Genomic DNA, 18,191 nt, shown 5'->3' with positions numbered 1-18,191 from the left:
CACTTTGTGTCGGTAAAACAACAATTATTTTTTATAAAAAGACATAAAACCTTTTGGTTAATCATTAGCTTGATTACTGTTGTTTTGATCGCCGAATTGACAGGCGTTTTACAGCGTCTAAATGCGCCTATTTTTAATTATTTTAACCTTTGGCAATCAGAAAAACACAGCGATGTCGTAGTCATTGAAGCTAACGACCTGACATTTGAACATGACCAACTTATCTATACTCTTCTAGATCATGCCCCCAGAGCCATTATTGTTGTGTCAGATGCTGGGCTAACACACATTGATAACGAAGCTGTTTTTTACCCTAGAAGAGACAATCAACTTTGTTTAAGTAAATTAAACCCTTGGCTCGGATACTCTATACAAATTGCAGCAGAGCAACAAAACCAGTGTAACAGCCTATGGCTAAAACTTTTTCCTAATAGTAAATTAGAAAATTCACCTTTATTAAGTTTTGCACTAGATATTCAAGCCTTACCCAAATTCAATAGTACTCGCATTCAAAGTAATGATGTCTTAGCTGGGCAGATCAAAAATAAAATAATACTCATTGCTCAAGTCAATAACAGTTTTGGTTTACCTATCCGGGCACCTAAATTAACTGAAGAAGTAAATTCGATTTATTTACATGCCTATGTAGCTCATAACCTTATCGAAAAAACTCTAATTACACCTTTAAGCAGTCAACTTTCATTGCTTCTTCAACTTATCATTATGGTTGCCTTGCTCACCCTCTATCAAAAAGTCGCATTTAATATCGGGTTCATTCTCACTGCTTTAATTTCTTTGTCTTGGGTCGCTTTATGTTATTTAGTTATGGCTAAATTTCATATTTTTTTACCAGCTGCACAAGTAACCATTCTTACCTTCACAACCCTATTCTGGGTGTTTTTGTCTGTAAAATGGGCAGAAGAAGATGATTTACATCGATTGATAAACAATATCACTCAAAAAATGTCTGTTCGCTATTTGCCTAAATCTTTCACCGAACAAAATACGCCTTGGGACTCAATTATTCAATTAATAAATCAACAACTAGCTTTAGATAAAAGTATCTTACTGGCCAGATTAGAGGGAGCTCACCGTGTATATGAGATCCGTTCAATCAACTGCCATTTATCTGATATTTACGAGATGCGTCGTGATTACGAGCGAGCCCCCTATTCTGATGCAATAAAAGCGTTTGGGACCGTAAAAATCACTCGTCCATTCTTTAAGTCATTAAGTGACAATGAATCTCAATATATTGTTCCTTTGATGTATGCGGGGGATATTCGAGGTTTTTGGGCGATGACTATCACCCCTGATGCACATTTCAATGAGCGTGCTTTTGTGAATAATGTAAACCGATTTGCGAATCAAGTTGGCGAACTTTTATTCCACTATCGTGTTTTCGAAACTCAAGGTAAAGCGGAAAGTAATGTAATTGCGAAATTATTAACATTAAATTTAGCTAAACCACTGAGTCAACAAATTAAGCACTCCATTAATGAAATGGAACAAAAGCTGACCACTTTAGAACATGTGTTTAATCATATCCGCTCAGCGTCAGTGCTATTCAATTTATCTGGCCAAATTGTACAAACCAACCACGCACTTGAGTTGTTTGCAAAACAACATCATCTACCTATATTCGAAATGACTGCATTAGATTTACTTTGCAAAGTCACAGGACTAGAGCATGGAAATGCTAAAGGTAAACTCAGGTATTTAACGCTTCATAAAGGCGAAATCTACTTGCCCATTCACTTAAACAAACAGAAATTTGTTCTAAATGTAAGAACCATAGAATCATCTGATCAAAAAAACAATCATGGAGAGCCTTTTTCTTTGGGAGGTATCTTATTTGAGTTTATTAATTTAACCGAATTGACCAGACAAATCGATGACCAAAAAAAAGACTTACACATAAACAACAAACAGTCTAGTGTTATTTCTTCAGAGGCTTCTAATTAATGGAGTGGGCTTTATCTGTTTTCCCTGCTGGAAGTGGACTCGGTCAATCGGTTATCACTACCGTTTGGGTTGGGATTGCGGTTGTTTGCTTTTTAAATCTTAGGTTTGGTTTTCCCCTTACTGGCTTAGTTGTACCCGGCTATCTCGTTCCCTTGTTAATTGTCAGCCCAACTTCTGCAGTAGTAATCATCATAGAGTCCTTCGTTGTTTATTTCATAATGAAGCTGAGTGCGCAAACTATTATGGAGCGATTTGGTTATGCCGAAATGTTCGGCCGAGACCGCTTCTTTGCCATTATTTTAATAAGCATTTTAGTGCGTGTCGTTATGGATACGTTATTTTGGCCGCTCGTCGCTAACTTATTAGGAAGTTGGGATATTACTTTTAATTACTCAACTCAGCTATATAGTCTAGGCCTAATTATTATAGCCCTAGCTGCAAACGTGATGTGGAATGGCGGCTTTAATTACGGTTTAAAAGTGACACTCATACAGTTAACCGTCTCATATATCTTAGTACGCTATATACTGATGCCATTTACTAACTTTAGTATTGCTAACCTCGCCATTATGTATGAAGACGTTGCTGTATCAATTATTGCAGCACCTAAAGCGTATATCATCCTCGTAATAACAGCCTTTATAGCCTCTCGCGCTAATCTTAAATATGGCTGGGAGTTTAACGGTATTATGCTGCCGGCTTTACTTGCGCTGCAGCTTATGCAGCCGAGTAAATTACTCACTTCATTTATAGAGACTGCAGTTATATTAATTATGGGTACACTTCTACTGCAATATACTCGATTAAAAAATGCTAATTTTGAAGGTGCGCGTCTATTACTGTTTTTTTTCAATATCGGCTTCATTTATAAACTTTGTTTGAATTACTTTATTATTAATTACTATCCAAGCCTGAAAGTCACAGATACATTTGCATTTGGCTATATGCTTTCAACACTTTTAGCACTTAAAATTTATCAAAAGAATGCATTAGGTCTGATCATACGGGCCACTTTTCAAACCTCAGTGATAGGTGGGTTTGCAGCCATTTTTATCGGCTTTATTATCATGTTTGTGCCATCTTTATTTACAACAAATCAAATAAAGTCACTGCAGAGCTATACTGAAATTCAAGATCTAAGCCAGCAACTAAGCGAATATAAAAGCTACCTTTATACGGACAAAAAAAATAAAGTTGAAATCAGTCAATATCAAGAAACGCAAAACTTGCAAAGCTTCAGGGCCGCAATCAATATTCTTAATCGTGATAGAAATGACTTTGATAATATTGCTAAAGCGCAAAGTCTATTGCTGAAACTCAACTTTTCGCTTCGTCAAGATGAACAATATATCTACATACAAGATACTAACAAATACGGAATACGTGGTTTATTTGTTGTCAATAAACAAACGAGTTCAAATTTAGTCTTAACAGTACCCCACCCTTCTACAGAGCGTATAGCTACAGATTCTTCAGTACTTCTAATGAATTACTTAAATGCAACCGCATTAGCACTGGGTACTCAATCTACCCTTTCGTTTAGTGCAGATAATAACAGCCAACAAAGTAAATACTATTGGGCATTTATGCAAGCCCTAGAAACTGAAGATATTATGCAACTACGCTCTGTAAATACGCGTACAAACTCAGTATTAAAAACAAGTCCATTTGGCGCAATAGGACAGTTTTGGATATTCAACCGCCTACCTGATGCTATTAATCAATCTGAACTCTCAGAGGTACTTGGGTTTTCACAAAGTAATTTTGGTCTTCTAAGTGAACAAAGCTTGCCTGATCCAGCTTTTAGGGGTCAGTTACTTGAAACTTTTATAGACACCTCAGCATACACCTCATTACTATCAAAAGTCGCATTATCTGAGCAATTAAATCAAACTCCAATCAGGCAACTGACTAGCACGCTAGAAGATGAAATCAGTGAGTTCACCCCTAAGATCACCGCGAAAGGGAGTCAACACTTTCAGAGCTTATCAGACAATGAAGCTGCGCTTTGGGAGTTTGAGATCTTACGCCCACTTTATACTTTGTCAGATGACCTCGTAGGTGATGAGGTTAATATGAATGTACTGAACGAGTTGAATAAAATAAATAATATCGCACGTATGGTTGGCTATCAACTCACTCTACTCAATACTCCTAGAGGTCGTTATATAAAAATTTCCCCCCTCGATGACATACAATATTACCAATTAGGTCAAGGTCTCTATTTTCTCCGCCTAGATCCTACTAACCTATTGAATGTTCAAGTACCTAGACCTTTGTTTGAAAGTAATACCATTCAATTTGCCAGTAAGCTTTACCAAAAAACCAATGCAAAAATGTTACTCATTGCTGGCGCTCACCCATTTGCCAGCGAACAAGCGAATGTTATGGCCGCAGCCAATGTACAAACCCTATTTAATATTGTGCATCAAAGTGCTCTCAGACATTATCAACATCAAGGTATACTAAACTTACAGATCCGCAGTCACAGTGCTCCTTCGCATATCCGGCCCAGCGCACTCGCTTTTCAATACACTCAACCTCAGCCAAGACATAAACAAAGCCTAGAAGTCGTGCGAGTTGCTCTACAAGAGCTTGGGGTTGAACATCAAATTGTACTCGGCCAAACCGCTACTCGAGGTCTTGAGCTGGGTACGTCTCCACAAACTGGTTATCAAATATTTTCTCCTATCAGTGAGCTTGCCACATTGTGGCTAGCGTCTGATTTTAAGCAGCACTTTTCAATCTCAAAAGACGCTTTATTGCAGCGCTTGTTGGCCATTTCAAAACAACCAGTACTTATAAGAACTAATATTTCTGCTCTTTCTCCACAAGATTGGCAGCAACTCACTGCAGACCAAATCAGTTCATTTGAAAATATCACTGAAAATTATGCGTTATCTCATCATCTTCCATTTATAAAATCACTTTGTGAACAGAAGTTTAGTTGCACATTACAAGCAACTGAACTGGCACACCAAGACGAACTGGCATTACTTATCAAGCATAACAATAGAATTGCATTAATATACTTACCTAAACGCAACCAACTAGTCGATTTAAACAAGTTTTCAGAAATTATGATTGGGAGTGAAAATGTATTTCATTAAGCGCCTACTCAAATTACTTGTTAAAACTACATTCCTGCTATTCTTGATTTGGTTTTCAATTCGAAGCTATTTCTGGCTCATTTCAGCAGAACAAGTTGCACTGAGATCTGAAGATGAAACACGTTCAACAGTTCATTGGTTACAACAAGATAAACCTTTAACCTTTAACTTTTCTCCGGATCGCACTTTTTCAATTCGGGTATTATCGAATGCAATCTTCACCCAACAAAACCAGTTCGATGAGCCAGTTCAATACGCGATTGAATATACGTTATTAGATACAGAAGGCAATCCACTCACGACTCACATTTATCATCATGCTTCGAAACTAGCCCTCGATAACGAAGAAAAACAAGTTAAGCAAATCATAGAAAATCGAGATACTTTAGCTGTATCTTCCGGACAATCTTTTTTTATTAGCAATGAACAGCTTACCAATGCAAAAGCAATTTCTCTTCGGCTTATTCCTGAGAATATAGAATTGCGAGGCGTGGTAGTTCGTTTACACGCGAAAACACCGGTGAGTGAAAGTGACATTAATAGAGCCTGGCTAAAGCAATCAACAGATTGGCGTGAACGGATGACCAACTATCACACTATTGGAGATAATGCGCTATCAAACCAAGAAATATTAAATGCGGTGACCTTTGAGTGGCAAAAGTTGGCTCCGCAAGGGATACCTGGCATCGATTTTACTGGAGACACCTTATACGAAACATTGCCCTACTATGTTTTAAGTTATGATTTTAGTGTTGAACAACTTAACCTAGATAGTTTTTACACAGATTCTTCTCTGAGTGCTTCATTTAGAAATTACATTACGCAGAATATCTATGTGCATAAAGAACATCACGATGCCCCTTTATTCGTCACCTGGTTTGATATAAAACAACTCAAACCACCGATACAGCTCCAGCCAATGCCGACGGAAATACAAGGTGTCTATGCCATTCCAGCAGTTGAACCTGGGCTTATCATGCTCCAATCTGATAAACCTTTACTAACACGTTGGTTTGCGCAAGATGATACTCAATTTGGCGCATTGCATAGCTATTTTTATACTGTTAGTAACGAACAGAGCTTGATTTACCAAGTAGCTGAAAATAGTGACGTCAAATTTGAATTTAGGGGCAAAAAAGGTACTGCGGTCGAAATTAAGCTGTTTAATAATCAAACTGAAATAGAAGCTTATCAAGTATATCTGCAAGGTAACACTAGCAACTTTGATAGAGTTATTGATGAAGCGACGCTAAGGCAGACTATTTTTGACGCCGAACAGTTTTATTTACGTTTACCCCCTAATGCCAATCGGATCACTATTCACGCCAAGCAGCCTTTGCTTGCTAAATTGCAATCTCGCTCCTCTACTTTTCATTATCAAAGTGAATTATGTGAGCAACTATGCCAGCTCAGCTTACACAACTTCTATACCATTGATGCTTGGTTCTCTCAAAAAGCAGACAATGATTTTAAATTTACAGAACAAAAGATGATCACTAATGTTAGGCTGTTTGAAACACCGCCTGAGATCCCTGAGGAAGAAGAAACAACCTACTTAAGCCGTGACCTCATTAAAGGTTTACAGTTATCGAATACTTTTCTGATTAACTCGCCTGATAGATATTATATAGACGATTATTCACGGCCAAATCCAACTGAATATCAATTTAATTTAGTTACTTCTAGCCAACAACTGAGTCACGCATTGAAGAACAATCAGTTAAAAGACAAGCGAGTCATCAAATTAACAAACAAACATCCGCATTATAAAGAGCAAGCACTCACTGATATAAATGAAGCTCAAATACTTTCATTATTTGAACCTGAAAGTGTTTTATATGTCAATGATGGGGAAAAGCGTCCTTGGCAAAAACAACGTAACTATTTTTTAAAAGCTGGACAACCTTTAGCGCTAAGTTATTCGTCTGTGCCTGAATCTGTAGTGGTCAAAGTCTTTTCAACCGCTCAATTCTCTGAGCATTTAGTCATCAATACTGAGATAAAAGCACACTTTGTTAGTGGATTAAGTTCTGAATATACAATTCCTAATAAACGATTTGCACTCATGCCTGCGAAGCTGACAAAAGCTCACGCGCTTCACCCTGCAATTAAAAATGTTGCCAGTTTTAGCAGTATTTCTTTAGCAATTAATGATGATATTAAAACGCTAGAGCATATCATTATAACGTCTGAGCAAGACATTTGGATTAGTGTGCTTGATGAACTCAATAGCGCGCCTAATGAAGCGCAGTGGAGGCAATATGAAAATGATTAATCGCATTATCGCTTCTGTTTTGTTGATTCTTTCAAATTCGGCTTGTGCAAGTGATGACGCTAAACTTAATGAACTGGTCTCACAATTAAAGCCATGGTTCGCTTCGGCCGAAAAAGCGGAAATATCACCTTGGCAATATGGTGTATCTAATAGCATTCATCAATTAAAAAACATATCCCCCATTCATGGTGGCGGTGCGCTTCTTTACCGTACCAATGCAAAAGCTTGCGCTATTTCTATTCCGCATCGCTTTTTTGATACCCATACTTATAAAATTGGTAGGCATTTATTTAATGCTCATTGTCAATTACTGGTTCACAACACTCATCACAGATATAGCGACAGTGTTGATGGGCTCTCCATGGACTATTCTAAGCGCCATTATAATTTACATAATGCTGCTATTTTGGCATTTCAAGCGCTTCACAAAGACGCTAAAGTGATCCAGGTGCATGGTTTTAATCAACAGAAAAGAAAAACAGATAAAGCAAAAAAAGCAGATTTTATTATAAGCCAAGGTAAAAAAGGCAATGTCATTAAAAAACAACTAACTCTATGCTTAAGTAAATTATCTAAAAATAGTTACTTTTACCCTGAATTAGTTCAAGAATTAGGTGGCACTAAGAATATTTTACATACACTAAACATAAGGCCTTATTCATTTATCCATATAGAAATCAGCAAGCCAATGCGTAAGCGTTTAATAGAAGAACAACATTTAATGAGCCAATTTTCTGAATGTATAAAGCAAATTATTTAATCTTACTGCTCATATTATTTTCAAGTCAGCTAATGGCAAAACCAGTACCGCTGCAAATAGCCCCTGCTGGGGTTAATACCGACTTGTCTCTCAGCCAAGCGAAAAGTTTAGTAAGTATTCAACAGGGCCAACAAAAGTCCATCTTTGTGCCAGCAGGTCATTGGTTAAACCTCCCCGATGATATATTTAGCAAAACCACGGTATGGCAAGGTCAAAGCCTATACGCAATGCGCAAGTTGCAATCTAATGAGTTAGTCTGTAAGCAAACCCGCTGCCAACTCCCTGCAATCCCTTTTGCACAGATATATAAATTCGTAAATCATAATGATGAATGGGTACATTTAGACATAAAATTAGGCAAGTATCACAGACATCCGGAGCCGTTCAGACGTGCACTAAAACTGCCGCTTTTAGCAAATAAACTCACATTAGCGCAAGATCATGAGCTTTATTACCAGTTGAATGACAAGCAAAGCATTAGCTTATATTTTGAAGCCGCCAAAAAGTTGAAGCTGTCGGTTAGAAAGCCTATGTCTAATTTAAAGCAAGACAGCAAAGTTATTGCACAAATCAATGGCCAACCCGCTAGCATTATCAATGTCACCAATAATCATGCACCTGAATATAAACAACACAAAGTCAGCACAATAAACACTGATTACATAGCCGTTCCACAAGGAAGTTATCTTAAAATCACAGCCTTTGGCGACACACTTATTAAATTGGAGCAAGCTCATCGAGGTATATATGATTTAGATGCACCTGAAAAGCAAACAGAGTCTCTCTTTAACCCATATTTCACACAGCAATTAGATGCTCAGTTTTTTGAAATTTATACTCAGCAAAACTTATCTCAAATTAGTCATTATAGTTCGGCTAGTGCCAGTGCCCTTGAGCAGAGACGTTATCAAGATTTGGTAAGTACCCTATCCACTCGCCGCTTCGCACAAGTAAACAATCGCAGCATACCAATAAATAGCAAAACCATGACTCAGAATGTAATAACTGGGTACAGAGAAGCGGCCAACCAACTTTACCCAACATCCCAACAAAAAACGCTTACTAGCCACCAGCTAACAGATACCTTGGATATAGACGTTAGTCAATTTCAACGGATCCGAAATCAGCTTTTTCTCTATATTCAGGCCGAGCAAGCTGGTCACTTGGTTGTAGAGTTTGGCAAAGAAAGGCAATTGATAGAGTTTACTGCAGGAAAAGAGTTTAAGCGTATCGTATTACCAGTGAGTTTAAACTCAGACACCTTCAAATTATTTAGCGCAGATAAAAAAACAGTTAATGTTGCCATTGAAGTCGATGATCTATTGGCATTACCTAAAAGTCCTTTACTTTATTTGATGCAAGGTACACTAGAAAATAAAAGCACTATTCTACAGAGTTTATTAAATCAACAATATGCTTTGCAAGCTGACGCCTATCTTAATAGTTTACCTTTACCGTTAAGGACTCAAGTCAACCCAAAAGCCTTGGGGGACGATCATAAAGTATTAACTCAGGCGATGAATTTTGCCCTAACAAATCCTGTAAAAGCACTACCTTTATTAAAACAGTTAGTCCATAGCCCCATACCCAGCATATCCCTGGATGCTTGGAGAATACGTATTGATCTTTTGATGCAACTAGATAAAGCGTCAACTGCCAATGCTTATTTAGAAAGTTTACTACACTCAAAAAAACATCTACTAAGTAATTTCGCAGCGCGTGCTTTATTACAAAGATACCAGGCTGCAAATCAAATATATAAAATTCAAGGCTTATGCGCGCTCAAGTATGCACAACTAACAGAGTGCAAACAGCTCAACAATCAAATTTTACTTGCTCAACAGAAAGGTTTAATGGCGCTATGGGCCATGCATGATACGTTTAATAATACACAAACAGCGCAAATAAATTGGTTGCAAAACCGTCTACAAAGCCTCATTCCCATATCAGAGCCTTCCTCTTCGGCTTATGAAGTTCACCATTTTGGAACTACCAGCTTGCAGGGAGACACCGCAGAATATACGGCTTTTGAGCTTCATCCTGAAAAGCCGATGCAAATCTATACTCAAAAAGAGATGACACTCCAAATAAGAGTTCGAGCTCCTTTTCTTCATGATGGTACTCAGCATCAGCAGTGGTTGCATCTAGATACAAATAAATCGCAATATATACTTCCTGTTTTCGTCGATGTGGCCTCAACCGCTCAAGTTAAAAAAAGTGAACGTCGACTTTCAATTGCTAACGAAGCCATCATTAAACTTAATCGGGGTGAACAACTGACGCTCAGCAGTAAACATTTAAAATATGTAAGCCTTAAAGTCATCCCTGAAGAGCTCGCATATGCCAATTTGTTGAACTCTAACGCTGTGCCATTATTATTTGAGCAAAATTTTGCAAATCTAGTGCATAACCCAGAGTTAAACTTAAAAACATTACTAAGTAACGCGTTGTACCGTTTAAGTTATGACTTACTTAACAACTTTGAATTCAATTTATTGTATGCAAAATTACTCAATACACAATTGCCAGCGCATTTAGTAAATTTGAAAAATCGTGTAGATCATTATGGTACCTGGGAAGCTGCTAAGCAGTACCTAAATTACTCGGGCACTCAATTAGTCGATATGACGGCCATGACCAAACAAAGTTTAGCCGAACAACTAAGCCGGCACACCAGTCAAAATGATCAATTAAAAGGCTTACTCATTCGTCCAAATCATACCCTAAACCTTGATTTGAGCGAGTTATTACAATATCAAATCAAACTTATTTTTGAGTATTCTGCTGCTGAATTGGTCAAGAGTCGCTATGCAAATGTTTTAGTCCAGAGCGAGAGTAATAACTTACTGTGGACCATTGAAAGTGATACTTTAAATGAACTTGCATTAACCCAGGACGATCTCAAAACAGGACTTGTTTCTTTACGCTGGATGAACCCCTATGTCTCTCAACTCATCAGTGTCAAAGTACAAGTTTTTCAACAGGGTCGTTGGCAAGATGCCAAGTTAGATACAAGACAACTGTTTTATTTTGCACAGCAAAATGAACAAATCATCGCCAAACTCAAAACTGACACAGTGGTAAAAATAGAGCGTTTACATGATCAGCATAGAGAAGAAGAAATTGCGCTTTACCCTGCTGGAAAGATTAGCATCAAAGCAGAGCAGTCACAATTAGCTCGCATTTTTACCTGGCAACTCGACCCTAATCGCGCTAAAACTCGCTTCGCACCTCCTGTTGCGCCTCTTATTGTCGAAAAGCCTAACTACTTTCATATCCCTGACAAAAAATCATTTTATGAAGATATTATATCGACCGATGAAAACCTCACACATGTTGAAGGTTTTATGCGCTATAACCGAGCAGGTATTTTTGAGACTGAGCAAAGCCAATCGGCACGTCATTTCGCTGACTTTGGATTAAAGTTGAGAAATAAAGACCAAAACCATTGGTATTTACTCGAGTCATTTTACACTTTGGATAATCAAAATTACGAAACATTTTCTATTAATGCACAGCATAATTGGTTATCTGATAGCAGCCATTGGTTCAGTGAAGCTCGAATTAATAATCGCTGGCAAAATGACTCTCAGATCAGTGAGAGCCATCTAATTTCTAACCTCAGTTTTAAGGTTGGAGAGATTTGGCGTGATGATACTAGCCATAGACATCAATGGTGGATGCAACCTTTTTACTACTACACCAGTATCACAGCCGAAGAATATATTGCAGACCGGCTAATGAGTCCTTCCATGTTTAGCTTTTATCGTGAAGATCACATGCATGGTTGGCGTGCTTCATACCAATACCGCTATCAACCTTGGGTAGATAATCAACTGTCTGCAGGTATCTCTTCAACGTCAAACCAAGACTGGACTTCTCTGGACAGTATAAGCTTCAATGTGCAGGCTCAGCAGTTTTATCTGGGTCATATTTTTACTGTGGCAGGAGCGTCTCAATATAAATTTTCAGATCAGCATAGACCTAACAATACATGGCAATACTTAACACAAATGAGCTGGCAAACCTTGTTTGATTTCTCAGAAGAGACTGCTGGGTGGATAAAACTGAGCTGGACGCAAGATTGGTTTAGAAAAGACCACTCATTACGCTTAGAGGTCAGTTTGGGCAATTTACAAAATACAGGGTTTGGGCCTTTTGCACATGATGAAATTTTATTTGAGTCACTGCAGCTAACGCATTTATTAGAACAAGATATCTATGAACAACGATGAATTAAAACAACAACTTGAGCAAATATTATTCGCCAATATCGAACAGTTTTGGCTCAATCTGTCTCGTCATAAATATCATGTTCTCATTAATGAGTTGCTCGAGTGGCCATTGATCCGAAATATCCCTGAAAATGAATCTCCGCAAGCATGGCTTCAGCTACAATCTATTGCTTTTTTGCGTCATAAAATTGAGCGCTTAAATGGTGAAACACAAAAGCTAGATGCAGCTTATCAACTATTTATGCAGCGCCTTGCTAAAGCCGATATAAAAGCCGAAAAAGAGCTGCATATTCTCAATTACGCCAGAGAACTTGGAGCCAGTGAAGAGCAATTAAAAGAAGACAAGCAAGCATTCTCAAGATGGTTCGATGATGGTGCTGTAATTGACAGGTATCAAAGGAAAGTTGCAGATGCAGAGCAAACGTTAAAGTTTCTTATCAGCAAACTAGGTAACCTGACAAAAACACACTTAAGAGGTCATGAAGACGAAATTGTAGAAAATTGGAAAAAGCTCGATTTAGAGCCTTTTTTCATGAATATGATCAAGAGTAACCACAGCTCTCATATTAAACACAGCATCATTCGTGCACTGGTAAACCAAGTTGCTGTTATTCATCAATGCCATGCTGACCCGAAACTCAATGAAGAGCTTATTGCTGAACTTGTAGAATTGCTAGAAGAGCCGAATACACCATATTTAGCCATTGTAGATATTTTAGAAATTCTCTATATGCAACGCCCAACGTTTATTCGCGCGCATATTTGGGCTTTAATTGAAGAAAGCATTACTGACTACTTTGACACACCTAAAAACAATGACAGCTTGTTCATATTAGCGGCACTACCAAGGATCATTTCTAATCAACCAGTTTTGTCTAAAAAAGAACAGCAATTATTATTTTGCTTGAGTGAGCACCCATACCCAAGAGTTAGGCAGGCACTTTTAGAACAGCTCTGTTTTATGGATCTTGAGATATCAAAAAAATTGCTTTCCATACGCATAAATGAAGAAACCTGTGGCGCAGTTTTATTCACGCTAATAAAGCAATTTACCCAGCAACAATATGCTGAATTTGAGTTTGTATATCCGCTTTGGCAACAAGTTTTGTTGCAACCGCTTCCATTTGAAGTTAAGCGTCTTAATATCGAAAACAGCGCAAGAATTATGCTGAACCTGCAGTTGCAAACTGACAAGCCTGAGGATGTCTTTCAGCAGTTTATTGCAACACTTAATAAGGCCCTAGAAAAAGAATCCCATATTGCACTAAAACGCTATATAACACGTGCCAGAGAGCAATTAGTCAGCTTCAGCCAACAAACATTACTGGTTAATATTGAGGATCAGCTGGCAAATGGCAAAACTATTTCTATCTCTAATGGTATCGATCAACATACACTTGGCAGAGTTTTAAGTTTTAAGGCACAAAAAGCAGAAGCTTTTAATGGGGAACAAGCAAAGCAAGGCTGGCAAGTCATTCTAGGTTATCGTAAAGGGCGTCGCTTATGGCGTATTTGGCATGAGTTTTTTAACCCAAGTACTGATAAAAGACAAAGCTTTAATCATACTTTAACTAAAAAGCCTGCAGCACAATTACATGTACCTAGTTGCACTGTTGCAGAGATCAGTGAAACAAATGTGCCCGGTGAAGCACTGTATAATCTAAATGAACATACAGCACGTCCTCATTTACCTTTAATTGATTATTTACTCTCAATTTTAAGCCAAGATAACGCCCCCCAACCTGCGCATAGCTACACACCCGATGGTATTTTAGAAATACATCGCCCCAATTCGTTTATACAAAAGGCTAAGGCATATTGGCACTTATCGGTTCACTTCGAGCAAATTGATAGTCTTAGAAAAGGGAATGAATTAGAGCAAAAGAAGTTTTTGAAAACCTTAAGAGAGTTAGGTTTCTCACTAGAGTTTAAAGCCTACGGTGATGTTCTAGGGGCCCAGTTTCCGCTAGATAAAGACATTGCTAAGTTATTTAATAAATCAGCCATCACACCGGTGTTACTCAATATTTGGTTTAGCTTTAAAGAATACCTTTATTCTATTTATCAAAACTCTATTTCTCAGCTCGTTTTCTTTGTTACTGGATTCATGGCATATTTTTGGGGGCGCCACATTCATGTAAGTAACAAAATTAAACGCAATCGCAAAGCGATCCCAGTCAGTATTGGAGGCTGGGGCACACGAGGTAAGTCAGGGACTGAACGTTTAAAAGCGGCATTATTTAGCAGTCTAGATTTAAGGGTAATCGCTAAAACCACTGGCTGTGAAGCCATGATGATTTATGGTAAAAGTAGTGGCGAACAGTACGAAGTTCCTCTTTTTCGCCCCTTTGACAAAGCCAGTATTTGGGAACAAAGTGACGTATTAGACTTTGCTAGAAAAACCAAAGCTGACGTTTTTTTATGGGAGTGTATGGGGCTTACGCCAAGGTATGTGCGTATCTTACGCCGTTGGATGCAAGATAACTTCGCCACCATTACCAATGCCTACCCAGATCATGAAGATATTCTTGGGCCTACGGGTATTGACGTAGCTAAAGAAATGTCTGCATTTATTGGAAATAACACGCAAGTGTTTACCGCAGAACAAACTATGATGCCGATTCTAAGTGACGCAGCAGAAGCCAAAAATACCACATTGATCCAAACTCACTGGGGAGAAGGTTATCAGATCCCTCCTGACATACGTGCTTTATACCCTTATGAGGAGCATCCAGATAACATTGCATTGGTTTGTAAAATGGCTCAATACATAGGGATTGACAAAGATTTTGTATATAAAGAAACAGCAGAACGTATTGTGCCAGACATTGGGGTATTACAACACTTTCAACCGGCCCCAATAGGCGATATTTCCCAGTCTTTCGTAAACAGTATGTCGGCTAACGAACGTTTAGCCACAATTGAAAATTGGAAACGTTTAGAACTATTTGATTTAAACAACCAACCTCATATTCAAACCATCGCCTTGCTCAATAACCGTAATGATAGAATTGCTCGATCGAAGGTTTTTGCACAAATTTTGGCACAAGACTTACGTTATGACTTTATTGTTGTTATTGGGAGTAACGTAGACGGTTTTAATGCCTATATGCAACATGCCATTAATGAACGTTTAGAAACGCTGCTAGAGAATAATGACCTTGAAGATTTAAAAGCGTTCTTGACTCAAATGAATGTCGTATTCAGTCAACAAAGTTGGCTAGAGAAAATCAACCACACTTTGGATGTGCCACTTCAAACCACAGATATTGCCTCTATCGATACCCTACAATCGGCCTTGAATACTCGATTACCAAATAAGCCTGAGCAGTTACAAAAAATCATCATCAATTTTGAAAACTGGAAAATGGCCATGTCATTGCTAGAGCTTGAAACACTCACTGCAAGCGCTGAGATATTGACCGAAACAATACAAAGTATTTTGGCCAGTAAAGTTGTATTAGTCGAAAATGCTTATGTAAAACCTGATCAACTCACACACCACATCGCTAAATTAGCGATGAAAAATCAACATCAACTGATTGTTGGTATGCAAAATATCAAAGGCGCAGGCTTAAATTATGTTTATATGTGGCAGCAGTGGCAAAAGATTTATCACATGTGTGAAATACTAAAGTCACCGACAACAAAACAGACCGAGTTTAGAAAGCAACTTTTAAAACTCGCTCAACAACCTAACTTCAGTGCCATTGAAACCGACTATTTACAGCAAGCCTTGTCTGAAATAGCCCACTCTGAACATGCTCAGAATGAGTTCAGCCAAGCTGAGTTGAGATTCATTCAAGAAAAAGTATCCAACAATGCGCAAAGTAGCACTCAAATCGAAGAAGAATTACCCAAGAGTAAATTTCGAGGCTTTATCAATCAGGTTGTTGAATCCTTTTTAGATGCAGGTGCCGCTGTAAAACGTAAAAAAACGGCTCAGCAAGTATATGAAGACATAGCAGAACAGCGAATTACCATTGAACGAGCCATTGCAGTACTTGCCAAATTGAATCGTAGTCAAAAGTCTGGTTGGTTATCGTCTAAAAGTGATAATCAGGATATGTAGGCACCACACCTATAAATTAAACAGATTTTATCTTACTCAACACTCGGTTTGTCTTGTCAGACTTCCCCTCTCGCACAGTGGTCGGTATACTGAATTGTTTCAGTGCATACTTAAGCAAAATTTATGCGTATGCATCTGTTTCTTAAATCGTAACAATTTCATTAAAGCAATGCTGTTTACGTTACATCGCTTTACTAAAATTGCTATTAGACGTTTGGCCATACGTCACCATAAGCACTCAGTGCATAACTATAACTAGGCCACACAACACATTTTGATAATTTAGGAAGAAATATGAACACATTACCTAAGGCAGGTGAGTTTTTAGGACACCCTAAGGGGCTATTCCTGCTATTCGGCACAGAAATGTGGGAACGATTTGGTTACTACGGCATGCGTGCCATCTTAGTTTTATATCTTGTTGCTATGGCACAAGACGGCGGCTTCGGTTGGAGCAATGCCGATGCATTAAGCCTTTACGGCACATTTACTATGGCGGTTTACCTGACGCCTTTATTCGGTGGTTGGTTAGCTGATAATGTATTAGGTCAGCGTAAAGCGATTATCATCGGTGGTATTTTAATGGCTGTAGGTCACTTTACCATGGGTATTCCTCATGCGATGGTAAGTGGCATTGAAGAAAATGTTTTCTATATTGGTTTAACATTACTTTGTATTGGTAATGGTTTATTTAAGCCAAATATCTCTACTATGGTTGGTGACTTATACCAAGAAGGTGATAAGCGCCGTGATAGTGCATTCACTATTTTCTACATGGGTATTAACTTAGGTGGTGCTTTAGGTCCACTTATCGCAGGTTATGTTGCAGCAGTAATTAACTGGCAGGCTGGCTTTATCGCGGCAGGTATCGGTATGGTTATCTCAGTTGTGATGCAGATGATCCTAAGTAAGAAATACTTAGGTGACATCGGTGTAGTACCATCTGCTAAATTATCTCAGCAACAATCTGAATCTGGTACTAAAGAGCCTTTAACTAAAGTTGAAAAAGATCGCATTAAGGTCATCTTCACAATGAGTGTATTCAGTATCATTTTCTGGATGGGCTTCGAGCAAGCTGGCGGTCTAATGAATATTTTCGCAAATGATTACACAGACCGTATGTTGATGGGCTTTGAAATCCCTGCTTCTTGGTTCCAATCTCTTAACTCTATCTTCATCATTATCTTTGCACCGATTGTAGCCATGATCTGGCTTAAACTTGATAACAAAGAGCCAAACTCACCAGTTAAGTTTGCTATTGGTTTAGTTTTCTTAGCACTTGGCTTCTTCACAATGATGCTAGCCCTTGCTACTGAAGGTGGTAATGGTCAAGACGCACTGCAAATCAGCATGATTTGGTTAGTACTTTTCTACTTATTCCACACACTGGGTGAACTGTGCTTGTCGCCAATCGGTCTTTCGATGGTAAGTAAACTTGCACCACTTCGTCTCGCTTCACTACTTATGGGTATCTGGTTCCTATGTACTGCAGTTGCAAACAAAATTGCAGCATTCGTAGGTGCATTCATTGGTGAAGGTGAAGCAGCGATGGAAAATGCTATGGGCATCTTTATCGGTCTGGGTGCAACAGGTTTAATCTCTGCAGCATTAATGTACTTCTTAAGTGACCGTTTGGTTGACTGGATGCATGGCGCAGAAGGTAACCACGAACCTCACACACAAGAGCATTATTTAAGCGAAGAGCTAGAAGTATCAGGCTCTAAGCAATAATTGCCCCGAATAAAAAAAGCCGCTTTTGCGGCTTTTTTTATGC

7 protein-coding genes are annotated in these 18,191 nt (G+C 38.4%); all 7 read left to right on the top strand.

Annotation, left to right across the window (positions count from 1 at the left end):
• The first annotated feature begins 6 nt into the window (after nucleotides 1-6).
• The 7 genes from CWB72_RS19070 to CWB72_RS19040 all read left to right on the top strand — a co-directional run bounded on the left by CWB72_RS19070 (nucleotide 7) and on the right by CWB72_RS19040 (nucleotide 18,148).
• Complete coding sequence (locus CWB72_RS19070) at nucleotides 7-1,965, top strand: hypothetical protein (RefSeq protein ID WP_138634725.1); 1,959 nt, start codon at nucleotides 7-9, stop codon at nucleotides 1,963-1,965.
• Nucleotides 1,965-5,075 carry a poly-gamma-glutamate biosynthesis protein PgsC/CapC gene (locus CWB72_RS19065; protein WP_138634722.1) on the top strand — a complete coding sequence of 1,037 codons (3,111 nt, stop codon included), beginning with the start codon at nucleotides 1,965-1,967 and terminating at the stop codon, nucleotides 5,073-5,075. Before CWB72_RS19070 ends, CWB72_RS19065 begins: the two co-directional genes overlap by 1 nt.
• Nucleotides 5,062-7,350 (top strand): hypothetical protein, encoded by a 2,289-nt coding sequence (locus CWB72_RS19060; RefSeq protein WP_138634719.1) that lies wholly within the window; start codon nucleotides 5,062-5,064, stop codon nucleotides 7,348-7,350. Before CWB72_RS19065 ends, CWB72_RS19060 begins: the two co-directional genes overlap by 14 nt.
• A complete protein-coding gene (locus CWB72_RS19055; protein WP_138634716.1) occupies nucleotides 7,337-8,110 on the top strand; it encodes a hypothetical protein in 774 nt (257 codons plus the stop codon). Before CWB72_RS19060 ends, CWB72_RS19055 begins: the two co-directional genes overlap by 14 nt.
• Before the next feature lie 32 nt (nucleotides 8,111-8,142).
• On the top strand, nucleotides 8,143-12,345 hold the full coding sequence (locus CWB72_RS19050) for a hypothetical protein (RefSeq protein ID WP_138634713.1): 4,203 nt from the start codon (nucleotides 8,143-8,145) through the stop codon (nucleotides 12,343-12,345).
• Nucleotides 12,332-16,417: a poly-gamma-glutamate synthase PgsB gene (locus CWB72_RS19045; RefSeq protein ID WP_138634710.1), complete on the top strand. Its 4,086-nt coding sequence runs from the start codon at nucleotides 12,332-12,334 to the stop codon at nucleotides 16,415-16,417. The genes CWB72_RS19050 and CWB72_RS19045 overlap by 14 nt, the downstream gene beginning before the upstream one ends.
• A 294-nt stretch (nucleotides 16,418-16,711) precedes the next feature.
• Nucleotides 16,712-18,148, top strand: coding sequence for a peptide MFS transporter (locus tag CWB72_RS19040; protein ID WP_138566456.1), 1,437 nt, complete (start codon nucleotides 16,712-16,714; stop codon nucleotides 18,146-18,148).
• Nucleotides 18,149-18,191 lie beyond the last annotated feature (43 nt).

Source organism: Pseudoalteromonas phenolica, assembly GCF_005886345.1.
Lineage (GTDB): Bacteria > Pseudomonadota > Gammaproteobacteria > Enterobacterales > Alteromonadaceae > Pseudoalteromonas > Pseudoalteromonas phenolica_A.
The sequence above is the reverse complement of the archived record's forward strand: the minus strand, read 5'-3'. Positions and strand labels throughout refer to the sequence as shown.

Bases quoted from the DNA above. Each gene is read 5' to 3' on its own strand.
- CWB72_RS19065 (WP_138634722.1), top strand. From the start codon at position 1,965: ATGGAGTGGGCTTTATCTGTTTTCCCTGCTGGAAGTGGACTCGGTCAA.
- CWB72_RS19060 (WP_138634719.1), top strand. From the start codon at position 5,062: ATGTATTTCATTAAGCGCCTACTCAAATTACTTGTTAAAACTACATTC.
- CWB72_RS19055 (WP_138634716.1), top strand. From the start codon at position 7,337: ATGAAAATGATTAATCGCATTATCGCTTCTGTTTTGTTGATTCTTTCA.
- CWB72_RS19050 (WP_138634713.1), top strand. From the start codon at position 8,143: ATGGCAAAACCAGTACCGCTGCAAATAGCCCCTGCTGGGGTTAATACC.
- CWB72_RS19045 (WP_138634710.1), top strand. From the start codon at position 12,332: ATGAACAACGATGAATTAAAACAACAACTTGAGCAAATATTATTCGCC.
- CWB72_RS19040 (WP_138566456.1), top strand. From the start codon at position 16,712: ATGAACACATTACCTAAGGCAGGTGAGTTTTTAGGACACCCTAAGGGG.